This is a genomic window from Cutibacterium granulosum, from assembly GCF_900186975.1.
GTDB classification, from domain to species: domain Bacteria; phylum Actinomycetota; class Actinomycetes; order Propionibacteriales; family Propionibacteriaceae; genus Cutibacterium; species Cutibacterium granulosum.
On sequence record NZ_LT906441.1, the window covers coordinates 1024774 to 1050038 of the forward strand.

20 protein-coding genes, 1 tRNA gene, 3 rRNA genes and 1 pseudogene are annotated in these 25265 nt (G+C 62.2%); 16 read left to right on the forward strand and 9 right to left on the reverse strand.

Annotation, left to right across the window (positions count from 1 at the left end):
• Nucleotides 1-24 precede the first annotated feature (24 nt).
• The 8 genes and pseudogenes from CKV91_RS04255 (at nucleotide 25) to CKV91_RS04290 (ending at nucleotide 6248) form a co-directional block, all read left to right on the forward strand.
• Complete coding sequence (locus CKV91_RS04255) at nucleotides 25-546, forward strand: hypothetical protein (RefSeq protein WP_065860946.1); 522 nt, start codon at nucleotides 25-27, stop codon at nucleotides 544-546.
• Nucleotides 534-1157: a nucleoside triphosphate pyrophosphohydrolase gene (locus CKV91_RS04260; RefSeq protein WP_036957781.1), complete on the forward strand. Its 624-nt coding sequence runs from the start codon at nucleotides 534-536 to the stop codon at nucleotides 1155-1157. Before CKV91_RS04255 ends, CKV91_RS04260 begins: the two co-directional genes overlap by 13 nt.
• 164 nt (nucleotides 1158-1321) lie before the next feature.
• Nucleotides 1322-2602, forward strand: a complete 1281-nt coding sequence (eno, locus tag CKV91_RS04265) for a phosphopyruvate hydratase (RefSeq protein WP_021104840.1) — start codon at nucleotides 1322-1324, stop codon at nucleotides 2600-2602.
• 183 nt (nucleotides 2603-2785) lie between these two features.
• A complete protein-coding gene (locus tag CKV91_RS04270; RefSeq protein WP_021104841.1) occupies nucleotides 2786-3496 on the forward strand; it encodes an FtsB family cell division protein in 711 nt (236 codons plus the stop codon).
• Between the two features lie 84 nt (nucleotides 3497-3580).
• Nucleotides 3581-4105: pseudogene (locus CKV91_RS04275) on the forward strand (DUF501 domain-containing protein); the annotation flags it as partial.
• Between the two features lie 158 nt (nucleotides 4106-4263).
• Nucleotides 4264-5196, forward strand: a complete 933-nt coding sequence (locus CKV91_RS04280; RefSeq protein ID WP_021104843.1) for a Ppx/GppA phosphatase family protein — start codon at nucleotides 4264-4266, stop codon at nucleotides 5194-5196.
• A gap of 50 nt (nucleotides 5197-5246) precedes the next feature.
• Nucleotides 5247-5319 (forward strand) — tRNA-Leu (locus CKV91_RS04285).
• Between the two features lie 74 nt (nucleotides 5320-5393).
• Nucleotides 5394-6248 carry a Bax inhibitor-1/YccA family protein gene (locus CKV91_RS04290; RefSeq protein ID WP_021106053.1) on the forward strand — a complete coding sequence of 285 codons (855 nt, stop codon included), beginning with the start codon at nucleotides 5394-5396 and terminating at the stop codon, nucleotides 6246-6248.
• Between the two features lie 99 nt (nucleotides 6249-6347).
• Here CKV91_RS04290 and CKV91_RS04295 read toward each other — a convergent pair whose 3' ends face one another.
• Complete coding sequence (locus CKV91_RS04295; protein ID WP_081659125.1) at nucleotides 6348-7022, reverse strand: NUDIX hydrolase; 675 nt, start codon at nucleotides 7020-7022, stop codon at nucleotides 6348-6350.
• A 68-nt stretch (nucleotides 7023-7090) separates the two neighbouring features.
• Entirely contained in the window at nucleotides 7091-7951 is an 861-nt protein-coding gene (locus CKV91_RS04300; RefSeq protein ID WP_231933839.1) for a hypothetical protein, read from the reverse strand.
• Nucleotides 7952-9176: 1225 nt separating this feature from the next.
• Between CKV91_RS04300 and CKV91_RS04305 the strand changes: the two genes are divergently transcribed.
• The 3 genes from CKV91_RS04305 (at nucleotide 9177) to rrf (ending at nucleotide 14274) form a co-directional block, all read left to right on the forward strand.
• Nucleotides 9177-10700 (forward strand): 16S ribosomal RNA (locus CKV91_RS04305).
• A gap of 238 nt (nucleotides 10701-10938) precedes the next feature.
• Nucleotides 10939-14012 (forward strand): 23S ribosomal RNA (locus tag CKV91_RS04310).
• 145 nt (nucleotides 14013-14157) lie between these two features.
• Nucleotides 14158-14274, forward strand: a 5S ribosomal RNA gene (gene rrf / locus CKV91_RS04315).
• The 16S, 23S and 5S rRNA genes sit together here, the layout of an rRNA operon.
• Nucleotides 14275-14600: 326 nt before the next feature.
• On the opposite strand, the gene CKV91_RS04320 is transcribed toward rrf, so the two are convergent.
• On the reverse strand, nucleotides 14601-15080 hold the full coding sequence (locus CKV91_RS04320; RefSeq protein ID WP_036957938.1) for a GNAT family N-acetyltransferase: 480 nt from the start codon (nucleotides 15078-15080) through the stop codon (nucleotides 14601-14603).
• Between the two features lie 75 nt (nucleotides 15081-15155).
• Here CKV91_RS04320 and CKV91_RS04325 point away from each other — a divergent pair, with 75 nt between their 5' ends.
• Together CKV91_RS04325 and CKV91_RS04330 are read left to right on the forward strand one after the other, a co-directional pair.
• Nucleotides 15156-15596, forward strand: coding sequence for a hypothetical protein (locus CKV91_RS04325; RefSeq protein ID WP_021106213.1), 441 nt, complete (start codon nucleotides 15156-15158; stop codon nucleotides 15594-15596).
• 2 nt (nucleotides 15597-15598) lie between these two features.
• On the forward strand, nucleotides 15599-15988 hold the full coding sequence (locus tag CKV91_RS04330) for a hypothetical protein (RefSeq protein WP_155944926.1): 390 nt from the start codon (nucleotides 15599-15601) through the stop codon (nucleotides 15986-15988).
• A 279-nt stretch (nucleotides 15989-16267) separates the two neighbouring features.
• Here CKV91_RS04330 and msrA read toward each other — a convergent pair whose 3' ends face one another.
• Both msrA and CKV91_RS04340 read right to left on the reverse strand, forming a co-directional pair.
• Nucleotides 16268-16915: a peptide-methionine (S)-S-oxide reductase MsrA gene (gene msrA / locus CKV91_RS04335; RefSeq protein ID WP_021106211.1), complete on the reverse strand. Its 648-nt coding sequence runs from the start codon at nucleotides 16913-16915 to the stop codon at nucleotides 16268-16270.
• A gap of 32 nt (nucleotides 16916-16947) precedes the next feature.
• A complete protein-coding gene (locus CKV91_RS04340) occupies nucleotides 16948-17631 on the reverse strand; it encodes a uracil-DNA glycosylase (RefSeq protein ID WP_021106210.1) in 684 nt (227 codons plus the stop codon).
• Nucleotides 17632-17889: 258 nt separating this feature from the next.
• Between CKV91_RS04340 and CKV91_RS09780 the strand changes: the two genes are divergently transcribed.
• The gene (locus CKV91_RS09780) at nucleotides 17890-19407 is read left to right on the forward strand and encodes a hypothetical protein (RefSeq protein WP_021106209.1); all 1518 of its coding nucleotides are present in this window, start codon (nucleotides 17890-17892) and stop codon (nucleotides 19405-19407) included.
• A gap of 109 nt (nucleotides 19408-19516) precedes the next feature.
• Here the strand turns inward: CKV91_RS09780 and greA are convergent, their stop codons facing one another.
• Together greA and CKV91_RS04355 are read right to left on the reverse strand one after the other, a co-directional pair.
• Nucleotides 19517-20023, reverse strand: coding sequence for a transcription elongation factor GreA (gene greA / locus CKV91_RS04350; protein WP_021104585.1), 507 nt, complete (start codon nucleotides 20021-20023; stop codon nucleotides 19517-19519).
• 82 nt (nucleotides 20024-20105) lie between these two features.
• Nucleotides 20106-20927, reverse strand: coding sequence for an isoprenyl transferase (locus CKV91_RS04355; RefSeq protein WP_021104584.1), 822 nt, complete (start codon nucleotides 20925-20927; stop codon nucleotides 20106-20108).
• Between the two features lie 193 nt (nucleotides 20928-21120).
• On the opposite strand from CKV91_RS04355, the gene trhA reads away from it, so the two are divergent.
• Together trhA and CKV91_RS04365 are read left to right on the forward strand one after the other, a co-directional pair.
• Nucleotides 21121-21798, forward strand: coding sequence for a PAQR family membrane homeostasis protein TrhA (gene trhA / locus CKV91_RS04360; RefSeq protein ID WP_095141079.1), 678 nt, complete (start codon nucleotides 21121-21123; stop codon nucleotides 21796-21798).
• Between the two features lie 351 nt (nucleotides 21799-22149).
• Nucleotides 22150-23442, forward strand: coding sequence for a PhoH family protein (locus CKV91_RS04365; protein WP_021104582.1), 1293 nt, complete (start codon nucleotides 22150-22152; stop codon nucleotides 23440-23442).
• A 20-nt stretch (nucleotides 23443-23462) separates the two neighbouring features.
• On the opposite strand, the gene CKV91_RS04370 is transcribed toward CKV91_RS04365, so the two are convergent.
• A complete protein-coding gene (locus CKV91_RS04370) occupies nucleotides 23463-23846 on the reverse strand; it encodes an exodeoxyribonuclease VII small subunit (RefSeq protein WP_021104581.1) in 384 nt (127 codons plus the stop codon).
• A complete protein-coding gene (xseA, locus tag CKV91_RS04375; RefSeq protein ID WP_021104580.1) occupies nucleotides 23843-25111 on the reverse strand; it encodes an exodeoxyribonuclease VII large subunit in 1269 nt (422 codons plus the stop codon). The genes CKV91_RS04370 and xseA overlap by 4 nt, the downstream gene beginning before the upstream one ends.
• Nucleotides 25112-25265 lie beyond the last annotated feature (154 nt).

A 25265-nucleotide genomic window follows, 5' to 3' on the forward strand; every position in this document is an offset into this window, starting at 1 on the left:
CGGCGTCCACTCAGGGGAGAGCCAATGATCTCGTCTCGTTCCGTCCCACTGCGAGCCGTCGCCGGTGTTGCCGTTGCCGCGCTGGCCCTCACCGGCTGCAGCAATCGTCCCTCCGACGGAGTCCGGGCAGGTGAGAGCGTCGTGTCGATGAAGACGATCGATCAGACCACCAAGGACTGTGCGAAGTACGTCCAGAACCCCAACATGCCGGCCAACCAGGTGGTGGCGACCGCCTTGGCCCAGGGGGCTGTCGCCGACGAGGTCCTCAGGCGCACCAACCGATCGGTCTCCCACGACGAGCTCACCAAGATCGGTGAGATGAACCGGATGGACGTACTCATCAAGGATTCCAAGTGTCGTGTTCTCTCCGACTCGGTGAGCAAACTCGTCCACATCGCCACGAATGACGGCCAGGACAAGACGCTCAAGGAGATCCACGACGTCGACGTCAACCTCAACCCCCGGTTGGGCCAGTGGGACCCCCAGAACGTCGTCGCCGGTGGGGTCTCCTCCCTGTCCGAGCCCTGGTCCGGATCGCAGCAGTGACCGGCCGGCCCCAGGCCAGTTTCGATGAGCTTGTGGCGGTCATGGCCCGTACTCGCCGTGACTGTCCGTGGGACGCCTCCCAGACCCATCGCAGCCTGGTCACCCATCTCATCGAGGAGACCGGCGAACTCGTGGATGCCCTGGAAGCCGGCAGCGACGACGACGTCGTCGAAGAACTGGGTGATCTGCTGTTGCAGGTGGTCTTCCACAGCCAGATCGGTGCCGAGCAGGGCCGCTTCGACATCGCCGAGGTGATCGGCGGAATCGTCACGAAACTGGTGCGACGGCATCCGCACGTCTTTGCCGAGGAGCAGGTCCCCGACGACATGGACGCCACCTGGGAGCAGCGCAAGGCTGCGGAGAAGGGCCGCACCTCCAGTCTCGACGGTATTGCACAATCGCTCTCCAGCATTGCCCGTGCCACGAAAGTCGTTTCACGGGCGCGCAGTCACCAGGTTCCGGTGGACCTTCCCGACGAACCGATCGGCACCGAGGTCGGCGAGCAGATCCTCACCCTCGTCGCCCGGGCCCAGGCCAGTGGTGTCGACGCCGACCAGGCCACTCGTGAGGCCCTTCGTCGTCTGGAGGGGCGCATCGCTGCCGCCGAGTGAGCAGGATGCCATTGGCACGTGGCGCTGACCAGACGTGGTTGTCGGTGCGGGACGGGCGATCCGATGCCTGCCCGGCGTCATGTTCGTCGACGGTGGTGCTGCGCGCCTTGAACTGCTCCGATAGTCTGGGATTGGACGAAAGATCCTCTCTGAAAGGTTGGTCCATGGCAACCATCGAATTCATCGATGCACGTGAGATCCTCGACTCGCGCGGCAACCCCACCGTCGAGGTCGAGATCATTCTCGACGACGCGACCGAGGCCCGTGCCGCCGTTCCGTCCGGTGCCTCCACCGGCGACTTCGAGGCCGTTGAGCTTCGCGACGGCGACAAGGATCGCTACAGCGGCAAGGGTGTTCTCAAGGCTGTTGAGAACGTCAAGGAGACTCTGGCCGAAGAGGTCATCGGATACGACGCCTCCGAGCAGCGCATCATCGATTCGGTGATGATCGAGCTCGACGGAACCGACAACAAGGGCAAGCTCGGCGCCAACGCCATCCTCGGCGTGTCCCTGGCCGTCGCCCGTGCCGCCGCCGACTCGGCCGAGCTGCCCCTCTACCAGTACCTGGGTGGACCGAACGCCCACGTCCTGCCCGTTCCCATGATGAACATTCTCAACGGTGGAGCCCACGCCGACTCCGACGTCGACATCCAGGAGTTCATGATCGCCCCGATCGGTGCGGACTCCTTCCGTGAGGCCTACCGCATGGGCGCTGCCGTCTACCACGCACTCAAGAAGGTCCTCAAGGACAAGGGCCTGGCCACCGGTCTGGGTGACGAGGGCGGCTTCGCCCCGAACCTGCCCAGCAATGCCGCCGCCCTCGACCTCATCTGCGAGGCCATCAAGGCTGCTGGCTACGAGCCCGGCAAGGACGTCGCCCTGGCCCTGGACGTCGCCGCCTCCGAGTTCTACGCCGACGGCAAGTACAACTTCGAGGGCTCGGCCAAGTCGAGCGCCGAGATGGTCGAGTACTACGAGCAGCTCGTTGCCAAGTACCCGCTGGTCTCCATTGAGGACCCCTTCGACCAGGAGGACTGGGAGTCCTGGACCGCCTTCAACGAGAAGGTCGGCGACAAGGTGCAGATCGTCGGCGACGACCTGTTCGTCACCAACCCGCAGCGCCTGGCCAAGGGCATCGAGACCAACGCCGCCAACGCTCTGCTGGTCAAGGTCAACCAGATCGGTTCGCTCTCGGAGACCATCGACGCCGTCGAGCTGGCCCACCGCAACGGTTACCGTTGCATGATGTCGCACCGTTCCGGTGAGACCGAGGACACCACCATCGCCGATCTGGCCGTCGCCCTGGGCACCGGCCAGATCAAGTCTGGTGCCCCGGCCCGTGGCGAGCGCGTCGCCAAGTACAACCAGCTGCTGCGCATCGAGGAGGAGCTCGACGATCAGGCCGTCTACGCCGGTCGTTCCGCCTTCCCCCGCTTCCAGGGCTGAGCGTTGTCGCAAGGCTTGTGAGCAACTGACCTTCGGCCCGGCCCCGCGAGGAGCCGGGCCGAAGTCTTGGGAAGCGCTGCCACATGCCATGTGTCGCGCGTCCCGTCTGGCCATGCCTGGCAGCACACAGCTCGTCCCAGGTGAGCCTGCTCGAATTCTGCTGGTTGGTGCACGAAGATGGGAATGATGACGAACTCACGTAGACCCGCCACCCCAGGCCGTGGTGGCCAACGACGTCGCGGTACGTCCGCCCCCGGCTCGGGAGCGGACCGGCGTTCTGGTACCAGACGTCGTCAGGACGCGGGGGGACGCACCGTACGTACCAAGGAGCCACGGCAGGAGCAGGACGGCCTGGAGGAACAGTCCGTGCCAGACACCGGCCTGTCCCTTGCTGCCCGTGCGATGATCTTTGGTGCGGTGATCTTCCTCATCGTCCTCATGGTTGCTCCCAGCCTCAATGTGTACTTCGACCAGCGAAGTCGCCTGCAGGAGTTGCAGCAGCAGGAGGCGGACACCAAGTCCTCCATCGCAGCCCTCAACGATGAGACCCAGCGGTGGAAGGATCAGGATTTCGTGCGTACCCAGGCCCGGTCCCGGTTGGGGTGGGTGAAACCCGGTGAGGTGGGTTATCGAGTCATCGGGGACGACGGTGAGGTCATTGGCACCTCGGACCAGGTTGCCGGTCTGTCCGCCAACCGCCCCAAACCCACTCCGACGGTGTGGTGGAAGTCCTTGTCGCAGTCCGTCACCACCGTCGACCATCCGCCCAAGGCGAAGAAGGACGAGGGGGCGGTCCCCAGAGCCTCGTCCACCCCGCTGCCGGGAAATCGTGGTTCGGCGGCAGCCAGCTCAACGGCACGGCCCACACCACATGCGTCATCCGGCCCCCGGTGACCGCGTGTCGGCTGCCATCCTGCCACAGCCCTGGGCCAGCTATCTCCCACCAGCACCATGCCGAACCGAAGGACATGAACACCCATGGATCTCCAACCCTTCACATCCGCAGACGTCGCCGCCGTGCGCGACCAGTTGGGACGCGAGCCGCGTGCCGTGGCCGGTGTCGCCTGGCGCTGTCCGTGCGGACGCCCCGGGGTGATCGCCACCGAGCCGAGACTGCCCAATGGCAGTCCCTTCCCGACGACCTACTACCTCACCTGTCCACGTGCAGCTTCTCTCATCGGCAGGTTGGAGGCCTCTGGACTCATGGCGCAGATGACCGAGCGGCTGGCCGAAGACCCCGAACTTGCCGAGGTCTACCAAGCGGCTCATGAGCGGTATCTGGCGGATCGGGCACAGATCGCCGCGGAGCAGGGCACTGGGCCGGTTGCACAGATCGAGGGGATCTCGGCTGGCGGCATGCCCACCCGGGTCAAGTGCCTGCACGCCCTGACGGCCCAGGCCCTGGCCAGCGGCCCCGGCGTCAACCCTCTGGGCGACGAGGTCGTCGCCGAACTGGGAGGGTTCTGGACCAATCCGTGTCATCCGGAGCACGTGGACCCAGAGCGTCCAGCCGCCCCGGAGAACCCCGATGATTCCGAGCTCCCCGACAACCCAGAGCCCCGTCGCCGTTCAGAGTCGCCTGTGTCATACGAATCCGGGTCGTCCCAAGACCACGCCACCTCACCTGCACATCCATCTGAGCACCACGAGTCGGAGGCCTCATGAGCACCTCAACCCCACCAGTCGCGGTCATCGACTGCGGCACCAATTCCATCCGCCTGCTCATTGCCTCACTCGATGAGCAGGGAGGTCTCGTCGAGCATGCCCGCAAGCTCGAACTGGTCCGGCTGGGCCAGGGAGTTGACGCCACTGGGGCGTTTCATCCCGATGCCTTGCACCGTACGTTCGATGCCTGTGAGAAGTACCGTCACTTCATCGAGGCATCCGGTTGTGACACGATCCGTTTCGTCGCCACTTCCGCCGCCCGAGACGTCTCCAACCGTGATGAGTTCGAGGCTGGGGTACGGCAGCGTCTCGGTGTCGTACCAGAAGTGATCCCTGGTCTGCAGGAGGCACGTCTGTCCTTCTCCGGGGCTGTTTCCGGGGTGTCGTGCCCTGCTGATCCCATCCTTGTCGTCGACTGTGGTGGTGGCTCGACCGAGCTCGTGCTGGGCAGGCTCGACGGGTCGATCATCTCCTCGGTGAGCCTCGACGTGGGGTCGGTGCGACTGCGGGAGCGTTTCCTGCATGACGACCCACCCACTGCAGAACAGAAGGATCAGGCACGGGCCCTCGTCGCCGGTCTGCTGGACAACTGTGCGGTGGACGTGGCCGAGGTCCGCACCGTGATCGGAGTTGCCGGGACGGTGACGAGTCTCTCGGCGATCAATCAGGGGCTGCGGGAGTACGACAGAGCTGCGGTGCACCGATCCGTACTGGACGCAGCGGACGTGCACGCGCTCGCCGAACGACTGCTCTGCGCAACCGTTGACGAGGCTGAGACCATGGGGCCGCTCAAACGTCGCCGTGCCGAGGTCATCTGTGCAGGTGCCCTCATCATCGACGAGCTTGTCGGCCGGCTCAGTTGCTCCCAACTCGTCGTCAGCGAGGCCGACATCCTTGACGGGATCGCCCTGGATCTGTTGCGTCGGTGACGATTCCCACGAGCTTCAGATATCGTTGCCTGGTGGCACCCTCCTGCGAGGCCCTCGTAGCCCAACGGCAGAGGCAGGCGGCTTAAACCCGCTCCAGTGCGGGTTCGAATCCCGCCGAGGGCACAGCGAGACTGGTTGGGATCTTCCGTGGCGTTGTCTACGATTGAGTCAACCGAAGTTTCTGCAAAGGAAGGCCAATGGGCAATCCCGTTTTCGGGCGAGCAGATGTTTTCCAGCCTCGCCACCCCCAGCAGTCCGCCAATCATGGCTCACAGGCCGGTGGGTGGGGCACGTCACAACAGCCGTACCTGCAGGGCCAGGGAATGGCCGGTGCTGCTGCCCTGGGGCAGCCAGGAAACTTGGATCAGCCACGTCAGGCGACCATGACCTTGGACGATGTCATCGCCAAGACGGGTGTCGTCCTGCTCGTCCTCGCAGCGGCGGCAGCCCTCACCTTCTCCTTCGTCGGGACGAATCTTGCGACTGCTGGGACGATCACGGTTGTCACCAGCTTGGTGAGTTTCGTCACGGTGCTCATCGTGAGTGCTCGTAGACGCGTGCCCGTGGGTGGGGTCATGGCCTATGCCCTCGTCGAGGGTGTGTTCATCGGTGCCTTCTCGGCAGTTTTCGAGGCCATGTATCCCGGAATCGTCGTTCAGGCGGCGTTGGGTACCTTTGCCGCGGCCGGAGTCACCTTGGCCGTGTACAAGTTCACCGGGTTCCGCGTCACCAGTCGGTTCCGCAGGGGCGTCACGATCGCAACGTTCGGATTTGCCGGTGCCATGCTGCTCAACCTCATTCTCGCGCTGTGCGGGATCAACCTTGGCATCCGTGACTCCGGTGGCGCGGTCAGTGGCATAGCCATCATCGCCTCGATCGTGGGAGTTGTGCTGGCAGCATCCAGTCTCATCATGGACTTCGACTCGGTACGCGTCGGTATCGACAACCATGCGCCAACCTCCGAGTCGTGGCGGGCGGCATTCGGTATCGCGGTGACGATGGTCTGGCTCTACACGGAGATCCTGCGAATCCTCAGCTACTTCCGGGAATGACGGGTGACGGCGTCGGCATGTGACGCGCAACGTGAGATCGACGATTGATGGCCCCCCATTGCGGGGCCACCGTCATGTCTACGGTGGTACGGACTCGGATCACTGGCTGGGAACGTCACCCAGGTGCCGTTCCAGGCAACTGCGTGTTGCCGATCCCCAGGAGAGTCGCCGCCATTGCGGCAGCGGAACCCATCGCGCGAGCCGGGTCGTCCCACCGACGTCCAGGACGATGGGGTCAGTGGGATCTGGCGCAGTGGCGCTGTAGATGATCCGCAGGGCGTGGAAATCCTCCAACTTGCCCGATGGGGCGCGGCCAATCCAGTGGTCGGACTGCAACTCCAGTATCCGGTTGAGACGCACGTGTTGTGCGGACTCCTCCATGACTTCTCGCAGGACGGCCTGGGCTGGGGACTCCCCGGGCTCGATCCCGCCTCCAGGCAGGGTCCACAGACCGGGCACGGACGTCTCCTCGGAGCACTCGGTGCCCAACATGCCCCGGGCGGAGCGAACCACGGCGCATGCCGAGACTCGCTGGTAGGGGTGGACGGCCTCACCCGCGTGTCGGTCAGTGGTGAGGTCCGGCACCCCACGGCGGACGAACGGCATCCTCGTGTGCCGGTGCCGCTTGGAGATGTGCACGGTCACGCAGATGTCGTCGTCGACGAGCTCGGCAGACAGGTAGTCGCGGATGACGTATCCCTGAGACCACAGAACCTCGTGTGGATTGACGCCGTGACCGACCGAAAAGGTATGGATCACCCCGCTACCTGGCATTCCCACGGCGGTGACGATCACCTCTCCATTCAACCACTGCACTCAAGGTGGTGGCGGCGGGGTGAGGGTCACGTGACCTCATTGGTGATGTCACGTCCCTGCAGGTCGTGCACGGTGTGGGCGTCGCCGACGTCCACGGTGATGGTGGGCAGTGACGTTCCGTGACTCATGTCAATGCTGAGCTTGGGAACGTCGGAGTTCTTCGGGTCCTTGGAGTTCGCGTCCACCAAGGCAGCCAGGACGGCTGGGTCGACGTCCGTGGGACTGAACAGGTCTGCGGGGGAGTCGTCCTGGCGCGGTACCGACCAGACGGGGAGTTTTGCCGACCGGGTTCGGCGGATGACGAGATCCTTGCCGTTCTGCGATGCGGTGGAGTTCTGCTCAGGCGCGTCAACGACGATTCCATGAGCTGGATCAAAGGTGATCGATCTCACCAGAGGGGAGGCACCGACGGCATCCTTGAGCCCTTCGGCCATGCCCTGGGTAGTCGTGAAGTCGAGCACATTGATGACCGAACCGTCTGCTCGGAAGAACACCGGACGCGTCTCGGGTCTGGTGGTGACAGTCATGAGGACGGTACCTGCGTTGTACTCGACGATCTGCAAGCTCTGGTTGGACTCGGATCCGGCGAGTCGGGCAGCGGTCGCCAGGATGCTCGGGACCTTGTCCAGGGCGAACTGTGTGGGGTCGAATGGCGTCGATGACACCTGGGTGCTCTGGGTGTCGCTTGTGGAGACGATTCCCCGTGACCACGTCCAGGTGAGCAGACCATCCGGGCCATTGACCGTGAGACTCACCTGAGTCTTGGTGATGTCGATCTTCGTCACCGGGGCTGCCCCCGACGCTTGGATCAGATCGGCCACGATGCGCGTGGCGTTGCCGGGGCGCAGGGGTGAGGCTCCTGGGTCAATGGTGCTCACTGGCGTCATCTCGATACGTTCTGGGTCGGGCGCGGCGGATTGGGAGCTGCACCCGGTTGCGATGGCTGTGCACAGGGCAACGGTGACGATGCTGGCAGCACAACGGCGGTGAGAACGGTACGGCACAGGGAAAGTGTACGAACCGGTGAGGCGGGAGTGTGGCAGGCAGGACGGTGCCGGCACACCATCGGTGTGAATTCACGTGCAAGGGGTTTCTGGCTTCCGCCTGGGGACAGCGTGGGTCACACCAGCTGGCAGGCAGGACAGGTGGTGAGCATGTGAGCGCTGCCGATCCAGTCACGTACCCGATGGGGAGAGTTCCACAGGAGGTGGGGCCCACCCGGTGCAGGGCGTCGACATCGACACGGGAATCAGAGAGCTTCACAGAAGGTGGGGCCCACCACTCTCGACCATCTCAGGGTTGACGCGTCGGCAGCTGCCCCACACATGGTGGGGTGTACCGACGGCGACCGCGATGACTCGTGTCATGGTGCCAGCAACCCCACAGGTGGTGGGGCACACCATGCCACCAAGGCTGAGCCGCATGTTCGACGCTCAACATCTGCGCGCATCAAGACGATTTTGTTTTTCCTCGAGAGGTGTGTATTGTTTTTCGAGTCCTTGCGGGGTTGTCCGGGGTTTCTGGGTGGTTTTGTGGGGGTGTGGTTTTGCCTTTCTTCTTTGGGTTGGCCATGGATGTGGTGTGTCTGCAGTGTGTAGCCGCTTGGGTCCGGGTTTGACTTGGGGATTGTTGATGGGTAAAGTCTTACGGGCTGCCTGAGGGTGGCTGGCTGCATGGGTGGTCTGGATTGGTTTCTGGGTTGCTTGGTGTGGTGGCTGGTGATGTGAGCCGGGTTGATTTCGGTGATCTGATCTGGTAAGCTTGGTCGAGTCGCCGTGAGGCGGTTTGCCGGTCTGGATGGTCGTGGGATTGTCTGGGGCTGGGATCCGGGTTTGACATTCGGGTTTCGGTCTGGTAAGCTTGATCGGGTGCCCCAAGGGGTTGTCGGGAGATGGTTCCGCGGGTCGCGTGTGATGCTTGAGAACTCAACAGCGTGTCTTTCATAGTCAATAGATGCACTTTTGTGTGTCGTTTTAATTATGATTCCTTTGATTGATTCAAATGGACGGATTGACGTTTTTTCGTTGGTTGTTTGTTTGGGTTAGTGTTTTGGATTCTTCATGTTGACACCGTTGCCCTGTGCCTTTTGGGTGTGGGGTTGGTGATATTTTTTCATTGGAGAGTTTGATCCTGGCTCAGGACGAACGCTGGCGGCGTGCTTAACACATGCAAGTCGTACGGTAAGGCCCTTTCGGGGGTACACGAGTGGCGAACGGGTGAGTAACACGTGAGTAACCTGCCCACAACTTTGGGATAACGCTAGGAAACTGGTGCTAATACTGGATATGTGCTCCTGCTGCATGGTGGGGGTTGGAAAGCTCCGGCGGTTGTGGATGGACTCGCGGCCTATCAGCTTGTTGGTGGGGTAGTGGCCTACCAAGGCGGCGACGGGTAGCCGGCCTGAGAGGGTGACCGGCCACATTGGGACTGAGATACGGCCCAGACTCCTACGGGAGGCAGCAGTGGGGAATATTGCACAATGGGCGCAAGCCTGATGCAGCAACGCCGCGTGCGGGATGACGGCCTTCGGGTTGTAAACCGCTTTCAGCAGGGACGAAGCTTTTTGTGACGGTACCTGCAGAAGAAGCACCGGCTAACTACGTGCCAGCAGCCGCGGTGATACGTAGGGTGCGAGCGTTGTCCGGATTTATTGGGCGTAAAGGGCTCGTAGGCGGTTGATCGCGTCGGAAGTGGAAACTTGATGCTTAACGTTGAGCGTGCTTTCGATACGGGTTGACTTGAGGAAGGTAGGGGAGAATGGAATTCCTGGTGGAGCGGTGGAATGCGCAGATATCAGGAGGAACACCAGTGGCGAAGGCGGTTCTCTGGACCTTTCCTGACGCTGAGGAGCGAAAGCGTGGGGAGCGAACAGGCTTAGATACCCTGGTAGTCCACGCTGTAAACGGTGGGTACTAGGTGTGGGGTCCATTCCACGGATTCTGTGCCGTAGCTAACGCATTAAGTACCCCGCCTGGGGAGTACGGCCGCAAGGCTAAAACTCAAAGGAATTGACGGGGCCCCGCACAAGCGGCGGAGCATGCGGATTAATTCGATGCAACGCGAAGAACCTTACCTGGGTTTGACATGGATCGGGAGCTTCCAGAGATGGTTGTGCCTCTTTTGGGGTCGGTTCACAGGTGGTGCATGGCTGTCGTCAGCTCGTGTCGTGAGATGTTGGGTTAAGTCCCGCAACGAGCGCAACCCTCGTCCACTGTTGCCAGCAATTCGGTTGGGGACTCAGTGGAGACCGCCGGGGTCAACTCGGAGGAAGGTGGGGATGACGTCAAGTCATCATGCCCCTTATGTCCAGGGCTTCACGCATGCTACAATGGCCGGTACAGTGAGTTGCGACATCGTAAGGTGGAGCGAATCTCAAAAAGCCGGTCTCAGTTCGGATTGGGGTCTGCAACTCGACCTCATGAAGTCGGAGTCGCTAGTAATCGCAGATCAGCAACGCTGCGGTGAATACGTTCCCGGGGCTTGTACACACCGCCCGTCAAGTCATGAAAGTCGGTAACACTCGAAGCCGGTGGCCTAACACTTTTTGTGGGGGAGCTGTCGAAGGTGGGACTGGTGATTAGGACTAAGTCGTAACAAGGTAGCCGTACCGGAAGGTGCGGCTGGATCACCTCCTTTCTAAGGAGCAAGTGGCGCACTGTTGTGTGTTCTTGTTGTGGAATGTTGGCTGTGGTCACCGTTTGTGGTGGGGCACGTTGTTGGGGTTCTGGGGTATCACGCCGGCTGGTGTGGTTTCCTGGATGTGCGAACGCCGTGGCTGCATGCGTTGGTGTGTGTGGTGGGTGTCTCGTGTGGTGGTTGAGAACTGCATAGTGGATGCGAGCATTTTTGTTTTGTGATTTTGTTGTTTGTTGTGTGACAAGCTACTAAGTGCGATCGGTGGATGCCTTGGCACCAAGAGCCGATGAAGGACGTTGTAACCTGCGATAAGCCCTGGGGAGTTGGTAAACGAGCTGTGATCCGGGGATGTCCGAATGGGGAAACCTTGAATGTCCGGAGTCATGTCCGGTGACCCTGCCCTGAATGTATAGGGGTGTGGGAGGTAACGCGGGGAAGTGAAACATCTCAGTACCCGTAGGAAGAGAAAACAATTGTGATTCCGTGAGTAGTGGCGAGCGAAAGCGGATGTGGCCAAACCGTGTGTGTGTTCAAGCCGGCAGGTGTTGCATGTGCGGGGTTGTGGGGGCCTGTGTGATCCTGCTGCCGTGGGATCGGCTTGCATGTGGTGTGAAGTTGAATCGTCTGGGAAGGCGGACCGTAGTGGGTGAGAGTCCCGTAGACGTGAGTGTCATGTGTGGTTTCAGGTTGCCCCAAGTAGCGCGGTACTCGTGGAATGTCGCGTGAATCTGGCGGGACCACCCGTTAAGCCTAAATACTTCTTGGTGACCGATAGTGTATCAGTACCGTGAGGGAATGGTGAAAAGTACCCCGGGAGGGGAGTGAAATAGTACCTGAAACCGGTCGCATACAAGCCGTCGGAGCCTTGCGGGGTGACGGCGTGCCTATTGAAAAATGAGCCTGCGAGTTAGTGGTGTGTGGCGAGGTTAACCTGTGTGGGGTAGTCGTAGCGAAAGCGAGTCCGATAAGGGCGTCAGTCGCATGCTCTAGACCCGAAGCGGTGTGATCTATCCATGGCCAGGATGAAGCGTCGGTAAGACGTCGTGGAGGTCCGAACCCACTTCAGTTGAAAATGGAGGGGATGAGCTGTGGATAGGGGTGAAAGGCCAATCAAACACCGTGATAGCTGGTTCTCCCCGAAATGCATTTAGGTGCAGCGTTGTGTGGTTCGTGTCGGAGGTAGAGCACTGGATGGTCTAGGGGGCCTATCAGCTTACCGAAACCAGCCAAACTCCGAATGCCGGCACGTGGAGCGCAGCAGTGAGACGGCGGGGGATAAGCTTCGTCGTCGAGAGGGAAACAGCCCAGATCATCAGCTAAGGCCCCTAAGTGATAGCTAAGTGGAAAAGGATGTGGAGTTGCGTAGACAACCAGGAGGTTGGCTTGGAAGCAGCCATCCTTGAAAGAGTGCGTAATAGCTCACTGGTCAAGTGATTCCGCGCCGACAATGTAGCGGGGCTCAAGTTATCCGCCGAAGCTGTGGCAACTTTTTTTGAGTTGGGTAGGGGAGCGTCGTGTTCGTGGTGAAGCAGCCTGGTGATGGGTTGTGGAGTGGATGCGAGTGAGAATGCAGGCATGAGTAGCGAATGACGGGTGGGAAACCCGTCCGCCGAATATCCAAGGGTTCCAGGGTCAAGTTAATCTGCCCTGGGTGAGTCGGGACCTAAGGCGAGGCCGACAGGCGTAGTCGATGGACGACCAGTTGATATTCTGGTACCGGTGTAGCACCGTCCGTGTCGAGGTGTGTGATGCTAAGCGTGCGAGTGTCCTGGTGATCCCTTCGGGGTGATCTTGTGGCGTGAGTGTGTGAACCGATCATGTAGTAGACAAGCTGCGGAGGGACACAGTGAGGTAGCTCGTCCCCGGCGATGGTTGTCCGGGGCTAAATGTGTGGACTGTCTGGTAGGTAAATCCGCCAGACATTGAGTTGAGGCATGATGGCGAGCCATGTTTGTGTGGTGAGCGAGTGATCCTGTGCTGTCGAGAAAAGCTTCGTGAGCGAGGTGTGAGCCGCCCGTACCCTAAACCGACACTGGTGGATTGGTAGAGTATACCGAGGCGATCGAGAGAATCATGGTGAAGGAACTCGGCAAAATGCCCCCGTAACTTTGGAAGAAGGGGGACCTGAGCTGTTGCCGCCACGTGCTGGTGGTTGCGGTGAGGGGCGCAGAGAATTGGGGGAAGCGACTGTTTACCAAAAACACAGGTCCGTGCGAAGTCGTAAGACGATGTATACGGACTGACTCCTGCCCGGTGCTGGAAGGTTAAGGGGAACTGTTAGCTTTGGCGACGCGGTGAACTTAAGCCCCAGTAAACGGCGGTGGTAACTATAACCATCCTAAGGTAGCGAAATTCCTTGTCGGGTAAGTTCCGACCTGCACGAATGGAGTAACGACTTCCCTACTGTCTCCACCATGAACTCGGTGAAATTGCATTACGAGTAAAGATGCTCGTTACGCGCAGCAGGACGGAAAGACCCCGGGACCTTCACTATAGTTTGGTATTGGTGATCGGTTCGACTTGTGTAGGATAGGTGGGAGACTGTGAAGCTGTCACGCTAGTGGTGGTGGAGTCGTTGGTGAAATACCACTCTGGTCGTTCTGGTTATCTAACGTTGGGCCATGATCTGGTTCACGGACAGTGCCTGATGGGTAGTTTGACTGGGGCGGTCGCCTCCTAAAAGGTAACGGAGGCGCCCAAAGGTTCCCTCATCCTGGTTGGTAATCAGGTGTCGAGTGTAAGTGCACAAGGGAGCTTGACTGTGAGACAGACATGTCGAGCAGGGACGAAAGTCGGGACTAGTGATCTGACGGTGGCTTGTGGAAGTGCCGTCACTCAACGGATAAAAGGTACCCCGGGGATAACAGGCTGATCTTGCCCGAGCGCTCACAGCGACGGCATGGTTTGGCACCTCGATGTCGGCTCGTCGCATCCTGGGGCTGGAGTCGGTCCCAAGGGTTGGGCTGTTCGCCCATTAAAGCGGCACGCGAGCTGGGTTCAGAACGTCGTGAGACAGTTCGGTCCCTATCCGCTGCGCGCGTAGGAATCTTGAGAAGAGCTGTCCTTAGTACGAGAGGACCGGGACGGACTGACCTCTGGTGTGCCAGTTGTACTGCCAAGTGCATGGCTGGTTGGCTACGTCGGGTTGTGATAACCGCTGAAAGCATCTAAGCGGGAAGCACGCTTCGAGATGAGGGTTCCCGCAGATGAATCTGGTAAGACTTCCGGTAGACGACCGGGTTGATAGGCTGGATGTGGAAGCACTGCAAGGTGTGGAGCTGACCAGTACTAATAAGTCGAGGGCTTGTTACACAACAACTTCTTGCTGATCAAAACAGTTTTTCTGTGTGTTCGTATCCACTATGTGGCTCCCTTCCACCACCCGAGACGGTGGTGTGGAAGACACCTGACTTGGTTGGGTGTGTGGCATGTTCAGGGTTGTGTGCCCTGTGGATGTTTCGGTGGTTATAGCGTAAGGGAAACACCCGGTCCCATTCCGAACCCGGTCGTTAAGCCTTACCACGCTGATGGTACTGCCAGAGGGATCTGGTGGGAGAGTAGGACACTGCCGGACTTTATATATTGTTTGTGGTTCTCAGCTTGTATGGCTGAGAACCACAAACGTATATCTGGATGTTTTTGGACGAATGGCTCGGTGGGGATTCTCACTGCCACTGGGACAGTGATGTGTACCTTGTGGCGAGACCGAGGGTTGCCCCCCGTTTTTTGGGGACACCAGTCATGGGTGATCCTGGGATCCGGATCTGTCGATCCGTCGTGCATAGCCAGGTGAGTGGAGTCGGCAGTGCTCCATTGCTTTTCACCGCGCCCTGTCCGCCACGGTGTGAACGGCTGGCGGTTGAATGGGAATCGTGTCAGATCGGCCGCCGTGCCTGACGTTCATTGGCAGACGTGCAGATAGGTGATCTCTGTTTCCCCCTCGGACACTGGTGAGAAACCACCTTCGGCGAGGAATCTCTGCAGCCCCGGAGCGTTCCTCCGTGCTGCTGCACTGATGGAGTTCACACCATGTCGTTGTGCATGGGCCAGGAAGGCGTCTCGAAGGTACGCCCCACGCCCCCTGCCCTGGTACTCGGGAACGAGGGCCAGGGACAGTTCCGGGATGGTGGGGGAGACGAAGCCACGCGACCGGTCAGACGGTGTGAACTGTCGTAACCATGCCGCTCCGATTCGAGTGTGGGCGTTCATGCAGATCACCCCCAGCTGATCTGGTGACCAACCATCCACGTAGCAGGCGATGCGTGGATCGGCACGGCACTCGTCCAGCGTTCTCGGTTTTCCCGGCTCCCCGGCGATCAGGCGGAGCAGGTGGGCAAGAAAACCCATGTCTGTGGAAGTGGCTGGTCGAATCGTTGCCATGATCCCCAGATTACTGCTGGTTCTGTTCAACATTGGGCGTCGACACCGTAGGATCGAGCTGTGAAAGCTCTACGTATGACATTGGGCATCCTCGGGGCCGCCCTTGCCGGTTTTGGTATCTACTTCATGCTCAAGCTGTCCTGGGACATGAACAAGATCATGGGTGCCGCAAACGCTGCCAAGACCATTGACAACCTCTCCAACCCCATGCCGCGCATCTGGATTGCTGCCGGTCTCGGTCTGGGCGTCGGTCTGCTGTTCGGCTTGGCCATCGGCCTTCCCGGGCGTACTGCTCGCAATGTTCGTCGAGACACCCTGCGCGAGGCCGCTGATCAACGCGAAGCTGCCATCCGAGAGAATGCCATCAGTCGTGGTGGTTCTGCTGGGGAGCATTCCCTGGCCGATCGTGCTGCCGCATCCTCGACGCAGGCTGACGGACACGTTTCTCCTGATGACGTGGCTACGGATGGGCATGCTGGCACTGCTGGTGAGCCCGGCCCTGAGCATGGGGAATGACCGTGAGCCTGCGTACCGCTGAGTGGATTCTTGTCACCTCCTATGACTCCTATGGCCAGGCACAGAGCAGCGTTGAACGGCTGGTGAGCGTCAGCGACACCAGTATTGGGTTCTGGCTGCCCGACGACACGGGTGTGCGCGACCGCTTCGTCACGGACGGTGTGGTGAGCGTGCGGGAGTGCGACAAACGGGGACGACCCGTGGAGACGGAACCTGTGCTGGAGGGGCGGGTACGTGTCCTCTCCGAAGGTCCCCTCTTCGACGAGGTCCGGAAAGCCATCCACGAGAAGTACGCCCTCGAAGCCGGATGGGCTGGTCTCGTCGACAAGACCAAGGAGCTCTTCCGCTCCAAGACCCCCGAGTGCGTCGTTCTCATCAACGTCATAGGTTGACACGCAACTCAACAGATCTGACCCGGCGTCATGCTCGCGAGGCGGGCATTGGTGCCGGGTCGAACTGTCTCTGGGCTTGCGCCATGCCTGATACACCTGCCAGAGCCTGTACCTGTCATGCCGCGCATTGTCTCCGTCAAGGACTGTTGCTTCCTGCAAGGACTGCTCCAGCCGGAGGCGTTCCAGGGGCTCGCCGGATCCGGTCTGCCTCACGAACGCGATGGGATGGGCGCGGACGGGCGGGATGGTCCTGGACTCGCGATGCGCAAGAGCAGTGCATCAGTCCCCGCTCAGACAGACTCCAGTGGCGTGAACCGGGCAGTACCCGTTGGGATTGGCGTCGAGGTACTGCTGGTGCTCTGCCTCAGCCAGATGGAACTCATGGTCGAGCTGCATGTCGATCGTCGTCGTGATCGCGCCGTAACCCGCATGGAGAAGTTGCCCCTGGAACTGCCCTCGTAGCGCGATGGCACGAAGGTATTGCTGTGCGGTGGTGCACCAGATCGCGGAACGGTACTGGGTCCCCACATCGTTGCCCTGACGCATTCCCTGCGTGGGGTCATGGTTCTCGTAGAACAGTCGGAGGATCTCGTCGGTGGTGATGATACTGGGGTCGTAACTCACCCGGACGGTCTCGGCATGTCCCGTCTGCCCGGTGCACACCTCGCGATAGGTGGGGTGGGGAGTGGATCCTCCCATGAATCCCACCGCAGTCTGCAGCACACCGTCAGCCTGCCAGAACAGTTTTTCAGCTCCCCAGAAGCACCCCATCGCAAGGTAGATCGTCTCGCCCTGCTCGAAATGACGATCCAATCGGTCCCCGAACACTCGATGGAAGAACGGCATGTCCAAGACGGGAGTGTCACGGCCGGGCAGGGGGCGGGTCGGGAGAGCATTGCTCTGGTCAGTGCGGGAAATGTCTGGCATGATCCCTCCAAGGGGTGGGGTGGTGAGTCCGGTCAGAAATGCGACAGATCCCAGTCGATGGGGTCCGCTCCCTGGCGTTCCAGCAGCTCGTTCGTGCGACTGAACGGTCGCGAACCGAGAAATCCGTAGCGTGCCGACATGGGGGAGGGATGTGAGGACTTCACGATCGGGATGCCGCCGAGCATCGGCTCCAGGGACTGCGCGTCACGTCCCCACAGGATCGCCACCAGAGGACCACCGCGATGGGCGAGGGCGTCGATGGCGCAGGCCGTGACGTCCTCCCACCCCTTGCCGCGATGCGACGCCGGATGACCGGGCTGCACGGTGAGGCACCTATTGAGCAGGAGGACCCCCTGGTTGAACCATCCCGACAGATCCCCGTGCTCACACGGTGCAATTCCCAGGTCGTCGTGCAACTCGGTGTAGATGTTCTGCAACGAGCGCGGAAGTGGACGCACATGACGGTCCACCGAGAAACTCAGCCCCACCGGATGGCCTACCGTCGGGTAGGGGTCCTGACCGACGATGAGAACCCGCACCTGCGACATGGGCAGGGTGAACGCACGCAGTACGGCGTCTCCGGCAGGAAGGTAGCTGCGGCCCTCGGCCATCTCGTGACGCAGGAAATCCCCCATCCGGTGAATCTGAGGCTCCACTGGCTCCAAGGCAGCCGCCCAGTCCGGGCTGATGAGTTCCGTGAGTGGTTTGGGAGTCATGATCCTCCGCGGGAAGTGGAGCCCGAGTACGGGCTGAGGGTGGGGCGACGGCGGATTGCGTCACGCACAACGCTACCGCTGCATGATCCATACAACCACCGACCGGCACTCGACACGTGAGGGATTCAAGCCCGGGCTGACGGCGTCACGACCTCATGAGTCTCATGGGTGCCTCTCCCGGTGGTGAACGGCCCAGGTGTCGAGGCATTGTCGCCCCGAATGCCGCGCAGAGTTGCCCGGGGCCATACATTTGGAGTCATGAGCTCTGACATTCCCGCGATCCTTGCCGACCTGGCCGCTGGACGCATCACGGCAATCCAGGCAGAACGGCTCCTCGAGGAGGCGGAGGCGAACGGTACTGATGTACGGCCGTCCCAGGTGGGCGGACGGCAATCGCGACCCGACGACTCGGAGCCTTCGGACGAGGGTGGCCGATGTGGGTGCCGATTCAGCACGGCAGACGCAGACTCCGCGGATTCGATGTCACGTCCAGCTCGGCATGCCCAGACCGGGTCGGCGTCGGCAGGCGAGGGCGTGGGAGCCTCCTACACCGGCGGTCTTCGTGCTGGTGAGACCCGTGTCGGGGGATCCGCTGCCGACGAGCAGGGTGCCGGAGAGTCATGCGCTGAGAAGCCAAGCGTGCGGGATGAAGCCCCCGACGTGCAGTCTCGTGAATCCGACCCATCTCGCCGCCACAGCGCCAAGGTGACCAGGGACGAGGCACACGTCAGGCAGGCCCCCGGAGAATCTGGCGACAAGGACTCGCCCGGCTCCAGTACCACGACGTGTCACGATGAACGTGATTCCTGGGCCACTGCTGGACAGGATCACCACATGCACGGCCCTGACGGGAACACTCACGACAGGGCGGTCCACGAAGAAGGCTCGGCCGGGCACCCGAACCCCAGCAGTTCTGATTCGGAGAGTGAAGACGGTTCCGATGCTCCCGGTGCCGGTGCATTCGACGCTCGGTCTGCGTGGTCAGCGGCTCGCCAGGTTCTGGGAGACGGGTGGGCCAAGGTGCCGTCGGAGGCTCGTCAGGGATTGACGAACATGTGGCACAAGGTGTCCGCGGCCGGCGGACCGGACGCTTCCGAGGGCACTGCCCGGCCCAGCCGGGAAAACGCACCGCGACAGACGTCCACCAGCTCGCCAGTTGCCGATCAGGTGAGCATCCAGGCCACCGGACGACGTGTCCGACTCATCGCCGACCCCTCGGTTGCCAGTGTCACGGTTGAGGGAGAGCACACCCGGCGTCGACGGGGAACGACGATCCAGATCATCTGCGAAGGGCATCTCGCCCCCGATCTGTCGGGGCTGCTTCGTCTCAAGATGCCGCGTACCACCGAGGACCTCAAGGACTTGGGACTGGGCCGGGAAATCGTCATTCGTGTCAACCCCCAGCTGGCAGTCGACGTCGAGGTGTCCGGTGGCGCGCTGCACAGCGAGGGAATCGAGGAGTTGGGAATCCTGCGTACCACGGCCTGTGCAGCCCAACTGGCTGACGTGCGCCACATCCGTAGTGGCCTGGTCCAGGCTGGATCCACGACCGTTCGGGGAAGTTTCGACACCGGGCATTCCCAGATCCGCGTCGAGTCGGGCAATCTCACCGTTCGACTCACTGCGGAAGCCAATGTTGCGGTACGCGCCACCAGCCACAACGGCATCGTGTCCTGGCCCGAGCCCGGCGACACCGATGAGTACGTGGTCGGCAATGGCTCGGCGCGGCTGGATCTCTCCGTACTCGTGGGGCACATCGCCGTACGCCACGTCTGAGACGCCGACGGCCGTGGAGTACGAAACCCCACGGCCGCTGCAACAGATTTTTCCAACCCCTGCTGTGCCGATGTCCCCGTTCCATTCGGGGCATCGCAGGGGCGGAATCTCAGGCGGAGAATCCCTCCACCGAGAGGATCTTCACCTCGATCGTCTTGCCATTGGGAGCCTTGTAGCTGACGGTCTCGCCCGTGTGATGGCCCACCACGGCACCGCCAAGAGGTGCCTGCGGGGAGTAGACGGAGACGTCAACCGAGTCGTCGATACCCATGACCTCGCGTGAGCCCAGCAGGAAGGTCTCGGTGTCGTCCTCGTCGCCGGAGTAGGCCACCGTCACCTTGGAACCGGGGACGACCTCGTCGGGGGTGGACGGGGCCTCGCCCACCTTGGCCTCCCGGAGCATCTGCTCCAGCTGGCGGATGCGCGCCTCGGCCTGGCCCTGCTCCTCACGTGCGGCGTGGTATCCGCCATTCTCGGACAGGTCGCCCTCGGCACGTGCCTCGGCGATCTTGTTGGCAATCGTGGTGCGGCCCTCGCCCTTGAGGTAGTCGAGCTCCTCGCGGAGCTTGTCATATGCCTCTTGGGTCAGCCACACAGTGCTTTCAGACTCAGACATTGCTCAATACTATCGCGCTTGGCGTCATCTTCCACCTGGCCAGTGGTGACTCCGACCCACGGATCGACGAAAACGCTGGAGGTCAGCGTCCGTAGCGTCGCTCCCGTTGCGTGAAGGAGCGCAGTGCACGCAGGAAGTCGACCTTGCGGAAATCTGGCCACAGGGCCTCGCAGAAGTAGAACTCCGAGTGTGCCGACTGCCACATGAGGAACCCGGAGAGTCGCTGCTCCCCGGAGGTGCGAATGATGAGATCGGGGTCGGGCTGGCCACGGGTGTAGAGGTGCTCGGAGATCTGGTCCATGTCGACGGTCTGCGACAGGTCGCGCAGGCTCGTGCCCTTGTCGGCCTCCTCGGCCAGCAGGGAGCGCACGGCGTCGCGCAACTCGTGTCGTCCACCATAGGCAATGGCCACGTTGATGTGCATGCCGGTGTGGTCAGCAGTGCGCTCGGTCGCCGTGCACAGGGTGGAGCGCATCTCGTCGGGGAGCAGTCCGAGATCACCCACCGTCTGTACTCGCCAGTGAGGGTGGCGGGACAAGGTGACGACCAGTTCCTCGATGACCTTGAGCAGTTCCTCCAACTCTCCGGTCTGGGCTCGCTGTAGGTTGTCGGTGGACAGCACCCACAAGGTGACGATGGGGATGCCCACCTCGTCGCACCAGGAGCAGAACTGGGTGAGCTTGTCGGCCCCAGCCTCGTAGCCGGCCACCAGCGGTTGCCCGGGGGCGTTGAGTCGGGCCCACCGCCGATTGCCGTCGGCGAGCACCGCAACATGCTGCGGCAGACGAGAACGATCGAGCTGGGCGAGCAGACGTCCCTCATAGGTGCTGTACAGAAGCCCGGAGGGATGCATGCGGTCGATGATTTCCGACAACCGCGTCGCGTAGTGCTCGACTTTGCCCATGGCACAAAGCCTAGCGACTCTGCCAAGGCCTGGTCGTCGTCCCCGGATGCTCCCGTTCTCCCAGGATCGCTCCCGCTTCGTAGAACGGGTGTCACACACAAGTTACCGAGCGGTAGGTTGGGAGGCGACACCACGAGAGGACTGATCCCACATGGTCACTGGCCGCCAGACACCCCCGAAGGACGATGCAGCAATGTCCGAGGCCGCTGCGCAGACCCGGCAAACTGCGAAGTGCCCGGCGTCCACCAGCGGGAAGCCACTGTGGCGCGGCTGGATCCACACCGTCATGGTGCCTGTCATGGTGCTTGGCGGGCTCGGGCTCATGATCGCGGCCGACCACTGGGGTGATCGACTCGCCCTGGCCGTGTGGACTCTCATCGGACTCATGCTCTTTGGTAATTCCGCTGCCTACCACCGTGGCCGGTGGAGCATGCGAACCAAGTCCGTGTTGCAACGGATCGACCATGCCAACATCGCGGTGTTCATTGCTGGTACCTACACGCCTCTGGCGGTGTCGATGAGCCATGGATCGTCCCGAGTGGTGCTGCTGGCGATCATCTGGACCTGCGCACTCATCGGGGTGGGATTGAGGTTCTGGTGGAGCTCGGTGCCACGGTGGGTCTCGACTGCTCTCTACGTCGTCATGGGGTGGACGGCTCTGTGGTGGCTGCCGCAGTTCTGGCGTACTGGTGGCCCGGCAGTCGTCATCCTCATCCTCGTTGGTGGCGTCTTCTACACCATTGGTGCCGTGTGTTACGCGCGTAGGAGGCCCAACCCTTCGCCACGGTTTGGTTTCCACGAGGTGTTCCATGCTGGTACCGCCGTGGGGGCCATCTGTCACGGAATCGCCATCGGCCTGGCGGTGCTCTGAGCTGGGCGGGCCAATGCTGGGCGCCCCGGGTGTGGTCTCGACGTCTGGGAATCGTGCCGGGCAGGACGTGCCGGGTACGGGCCTGGGAAAAGGAAGTCGAGGCAAGGGGTCGAGGTCTGGGGTTGGGCAGCTGATGTGTCGGCGTCAGATGTCGTCCAGATGGCCACAAGGTGAAATCTGTCTGAAGTTCGCCAAGCCCATGCCGCTACTGGTGTCGCCCTCATAGGTTGGATGCAGGACCGCTTGCGGCACCTCGTGGTTCTTTCCCGCAGGCGGCGCCGATGAACATGCAGGAGGCCCACCTTGTCCAGCAACTCTCAGCCGTGCGCCCGCACCGAGATCCCCTCTCCGATGCCGGGACGGCGAACCTACGTCGTCGACACCTCGGTACTGCTGTCCGATCCCAAGGCGATGTTGCGGTTCGCCGAGCACCTCGTCGTCCTGCCGATCGTCGTCATCACCGAGCTGGAGGGCAAGCGGCACCACCCCGAACTCGGACACCTGGCCCGGGCCGCCCTGCGACTGCTCGACGACCTGCGCATCCGCAACGGCGGGCTCGACCACACGATCCCACTCAACGACGATGGCGGACAGCTGTGGGTCGAGCTCAATCACTCCGAACCCTACGGGCTGCCGGACGGATTCCGGTTGGGCGACAACGACACCCGCATCCTCTCGGTGGCCGCGAACTATCGCGATGACGGGCACGACGTCGTGCTGGTGAGCAAGGACCTGCCACTGCGTGTCAAGGCCTCGGCCATCGGTCTGGCCGCCGAGGAGTACCGTCACGAGCTCGCCACCGAGGGCACGTGGACCGGGATGGCCACTCTCAACGTGTCCGACGAGGCCATCTCCTGGCTCTACGAACGCACCACCGTCGATCTGGACGAGGCCCACGACCTGCCGGTCAACACCGGATTGGTCCTGGAGGGCCCGACGAGCAGCGCCCTAGGCAGACGTACGGCCGACGGCAGCGTCAAACTCGTACGACCGGATGCCCAGGCATTCGGTATCCACGGCCGCTCCGCGGAACAGCGCATCGCCCTGGACCTGCTGCTCGACGAGAGCGTTGGCATCGTGTCCTTGGGTGGACGAGCCGGTACCGGAAAATCCGCGCTGGCGTTGGCGGCGGGTCTGGAACTCGCCCTGGAGCAGGAGCGGTACAAGAAGGTCATCGTGTTCCGACCGATCTACGCGGTCGGTGGTCAGGATCTCGGGTACCTGCCCGGTTCCGAGGGGGAGAAGATGGCACCCTGGGGGCAGGCCGTCCTGGACACCCTGTCGTCACTGACGAACAACTACGTCATCGACGAGGTCGTCCAGCGTGGACTGCTCGAGGTGCTACCCCTCACCCACATTCGCGGCCGCTCCCTGCACGATGCCTTCGTCATCGTCGACGAGGCCCAGTCCCTGGAACGCAATGTGCTGCTCACCGTGCTCTCCCGCATCGGCCAGAACTCCCGCGTGGTGCTCACCCACGACGTCGCCCAGCGCGACAACCTGCGAGTGGGGCGCTACGACGGGGTTGCGGCGGTCGTTGAGCGGCTGCGAGGAAACGACCTGTTCGGGCATGTGACGTTGGTGCGCTCCGAGCGCTCCCAGATCGCCGCCCTGGTCACCTCGATGATGGAGGACATGGTGTGACGAGGTGACGGGGCCGTCCGTCAGGTGCGGGGATCGGCCTGGTCGTCGGAGGTGGTTCGGGCCTCCTCTGCTCCGGCTTCCTCGCTGACCTGGGTCTGTGCGAATCGGCGTCTGGCACCATCCAGATGGGCTCGGCAGATGGTGGCCAGGTGTTCGCCGCGTTCCCACAGCTGCATCGTCCGGGACAGGTCGGCACCGCCATTCTCCAGGCTGCGAACGATGGAGATGAGCTCGTCGCGGGCCTGCTCGTAGCTGAGACCCTCGTCGGAGTCGGTTGGGCTGCTGGGAAGCTCATCGTTGCCCAGCTGCTCGGTGGCGTTCTGGGTCACCATGGTGGTCTGATCCGTGGCGGCATTTCGATCTGTTGCGCTGTCGCGGTTCTCGGGGAGGGGTGCGTCGGTCATGACTGCTCCTTGTCGGGTGCGGTGGTGGGTGACGTTGACGACGGGGTTGGTCGTAGGGCGTTGACGGTGACATCGAGTTCGCCATCGGCAAGACGCACGACCATGGCGTCGGCCGGGTGGACGTCGGACACACTGGTCCGAACCTCCCCGGAAGGGCTCGTGAGGACCGCGTAGCCCCGGTCGAGGGTTGCCTTGGGAGAGAGGGATCGCACCTGGGCGATGAGATGATCGAGTTCCTGGCTGCGCCCGGTGAGGTGACGGTCGACCTGTACGCGCAGTAGACGGTGCATGATCTCGATCCGTTCGGCCTCCAGCGCAAGACTGGCAGCGGGGTTGCGCATCACTGGACGGCTCATGAGATTGCTCAGGGCGGTCTCCTCGGCCCTCAGTCGGGAGTCGATGAGCTGACGGATCCGGGCCAAGGCCTGGCTCACCCCGTCGCGTTCCTGGGCAGCATCGGGAACGATGCGTTTCCCGGCGTCGGTGGGGGTGGAAGCGCGCAGATCGGCGACGAGGTCCACGATCGGGGTGTCGGCCTCATGGCCGATCGCCGAGACCACCGGGGTGGTGGCGGCATGCACCGCGCGCACCAGGGACTCATCGGAGAAGGCCAGCAGATCCTCCAACGACCCGCCGCCCCGGGCCAGGACAATGACGTCGACGCTGGGATCGGCATCCAGATCGGCCAGGGCCGTGACGATCTGCCCGACGGCGTGCGGACCCTGCACCAAGGTGTTGCGTATGACGAATCGCACGGCAGGCCAGCGCAGCCGGGCATTGCGGACGACGTCCTTCTGCGCGTCGGAGTCCGCCCCGGTGATGAGCCCCACGCCCTGCGGCAGCAGCGGCAGGGGCTTGCGCAGCTCGGGACGAAACAGTCCTTCGGCCTCCAACTGACGGCGTCGCTTCTCCAGCTGGGCGAGCAGCTGGCCCTGGCCAGTGGGGCGAATCTCGGCGATGACGAACGACAGCCGACCACTCTTGCGCCACACCGTGGGGTGGATGAGTGCGAACACCGTCATACCGGCCTCCACCGGGCCCGCTGCGTCGAGCACGTGGCGTGGGCAGGTGGCGGTGGCCGAGACTTCCTCGGTGACGTCGTGCAGGGTGAGGAACTGTTGATAGCCCGAGCGGCGTTTGAGTTCGATGATTTGCGCCTCGACCCAGATGCTCGAGCATCGTTCCACCCAGTCGCGCACCGAGTTGACGACCCACGACAGGGAGACTGCCGCGTCTGGACTGGACGTGGCGGCGGAGGTATCCATGTCTGCCAGTAGACCACAGGACGTGGGGTCAGTGCAGGTGGTGGGTTCGTCTCGATGAGACCCGGGTGCTGTGAGCCGGGGAGATGGCGCCGAGGGAGATGGTGCCGAGATGATGTGGATCAGGACAGTGGTGTCAGGTGATGCGGGTCAGGGC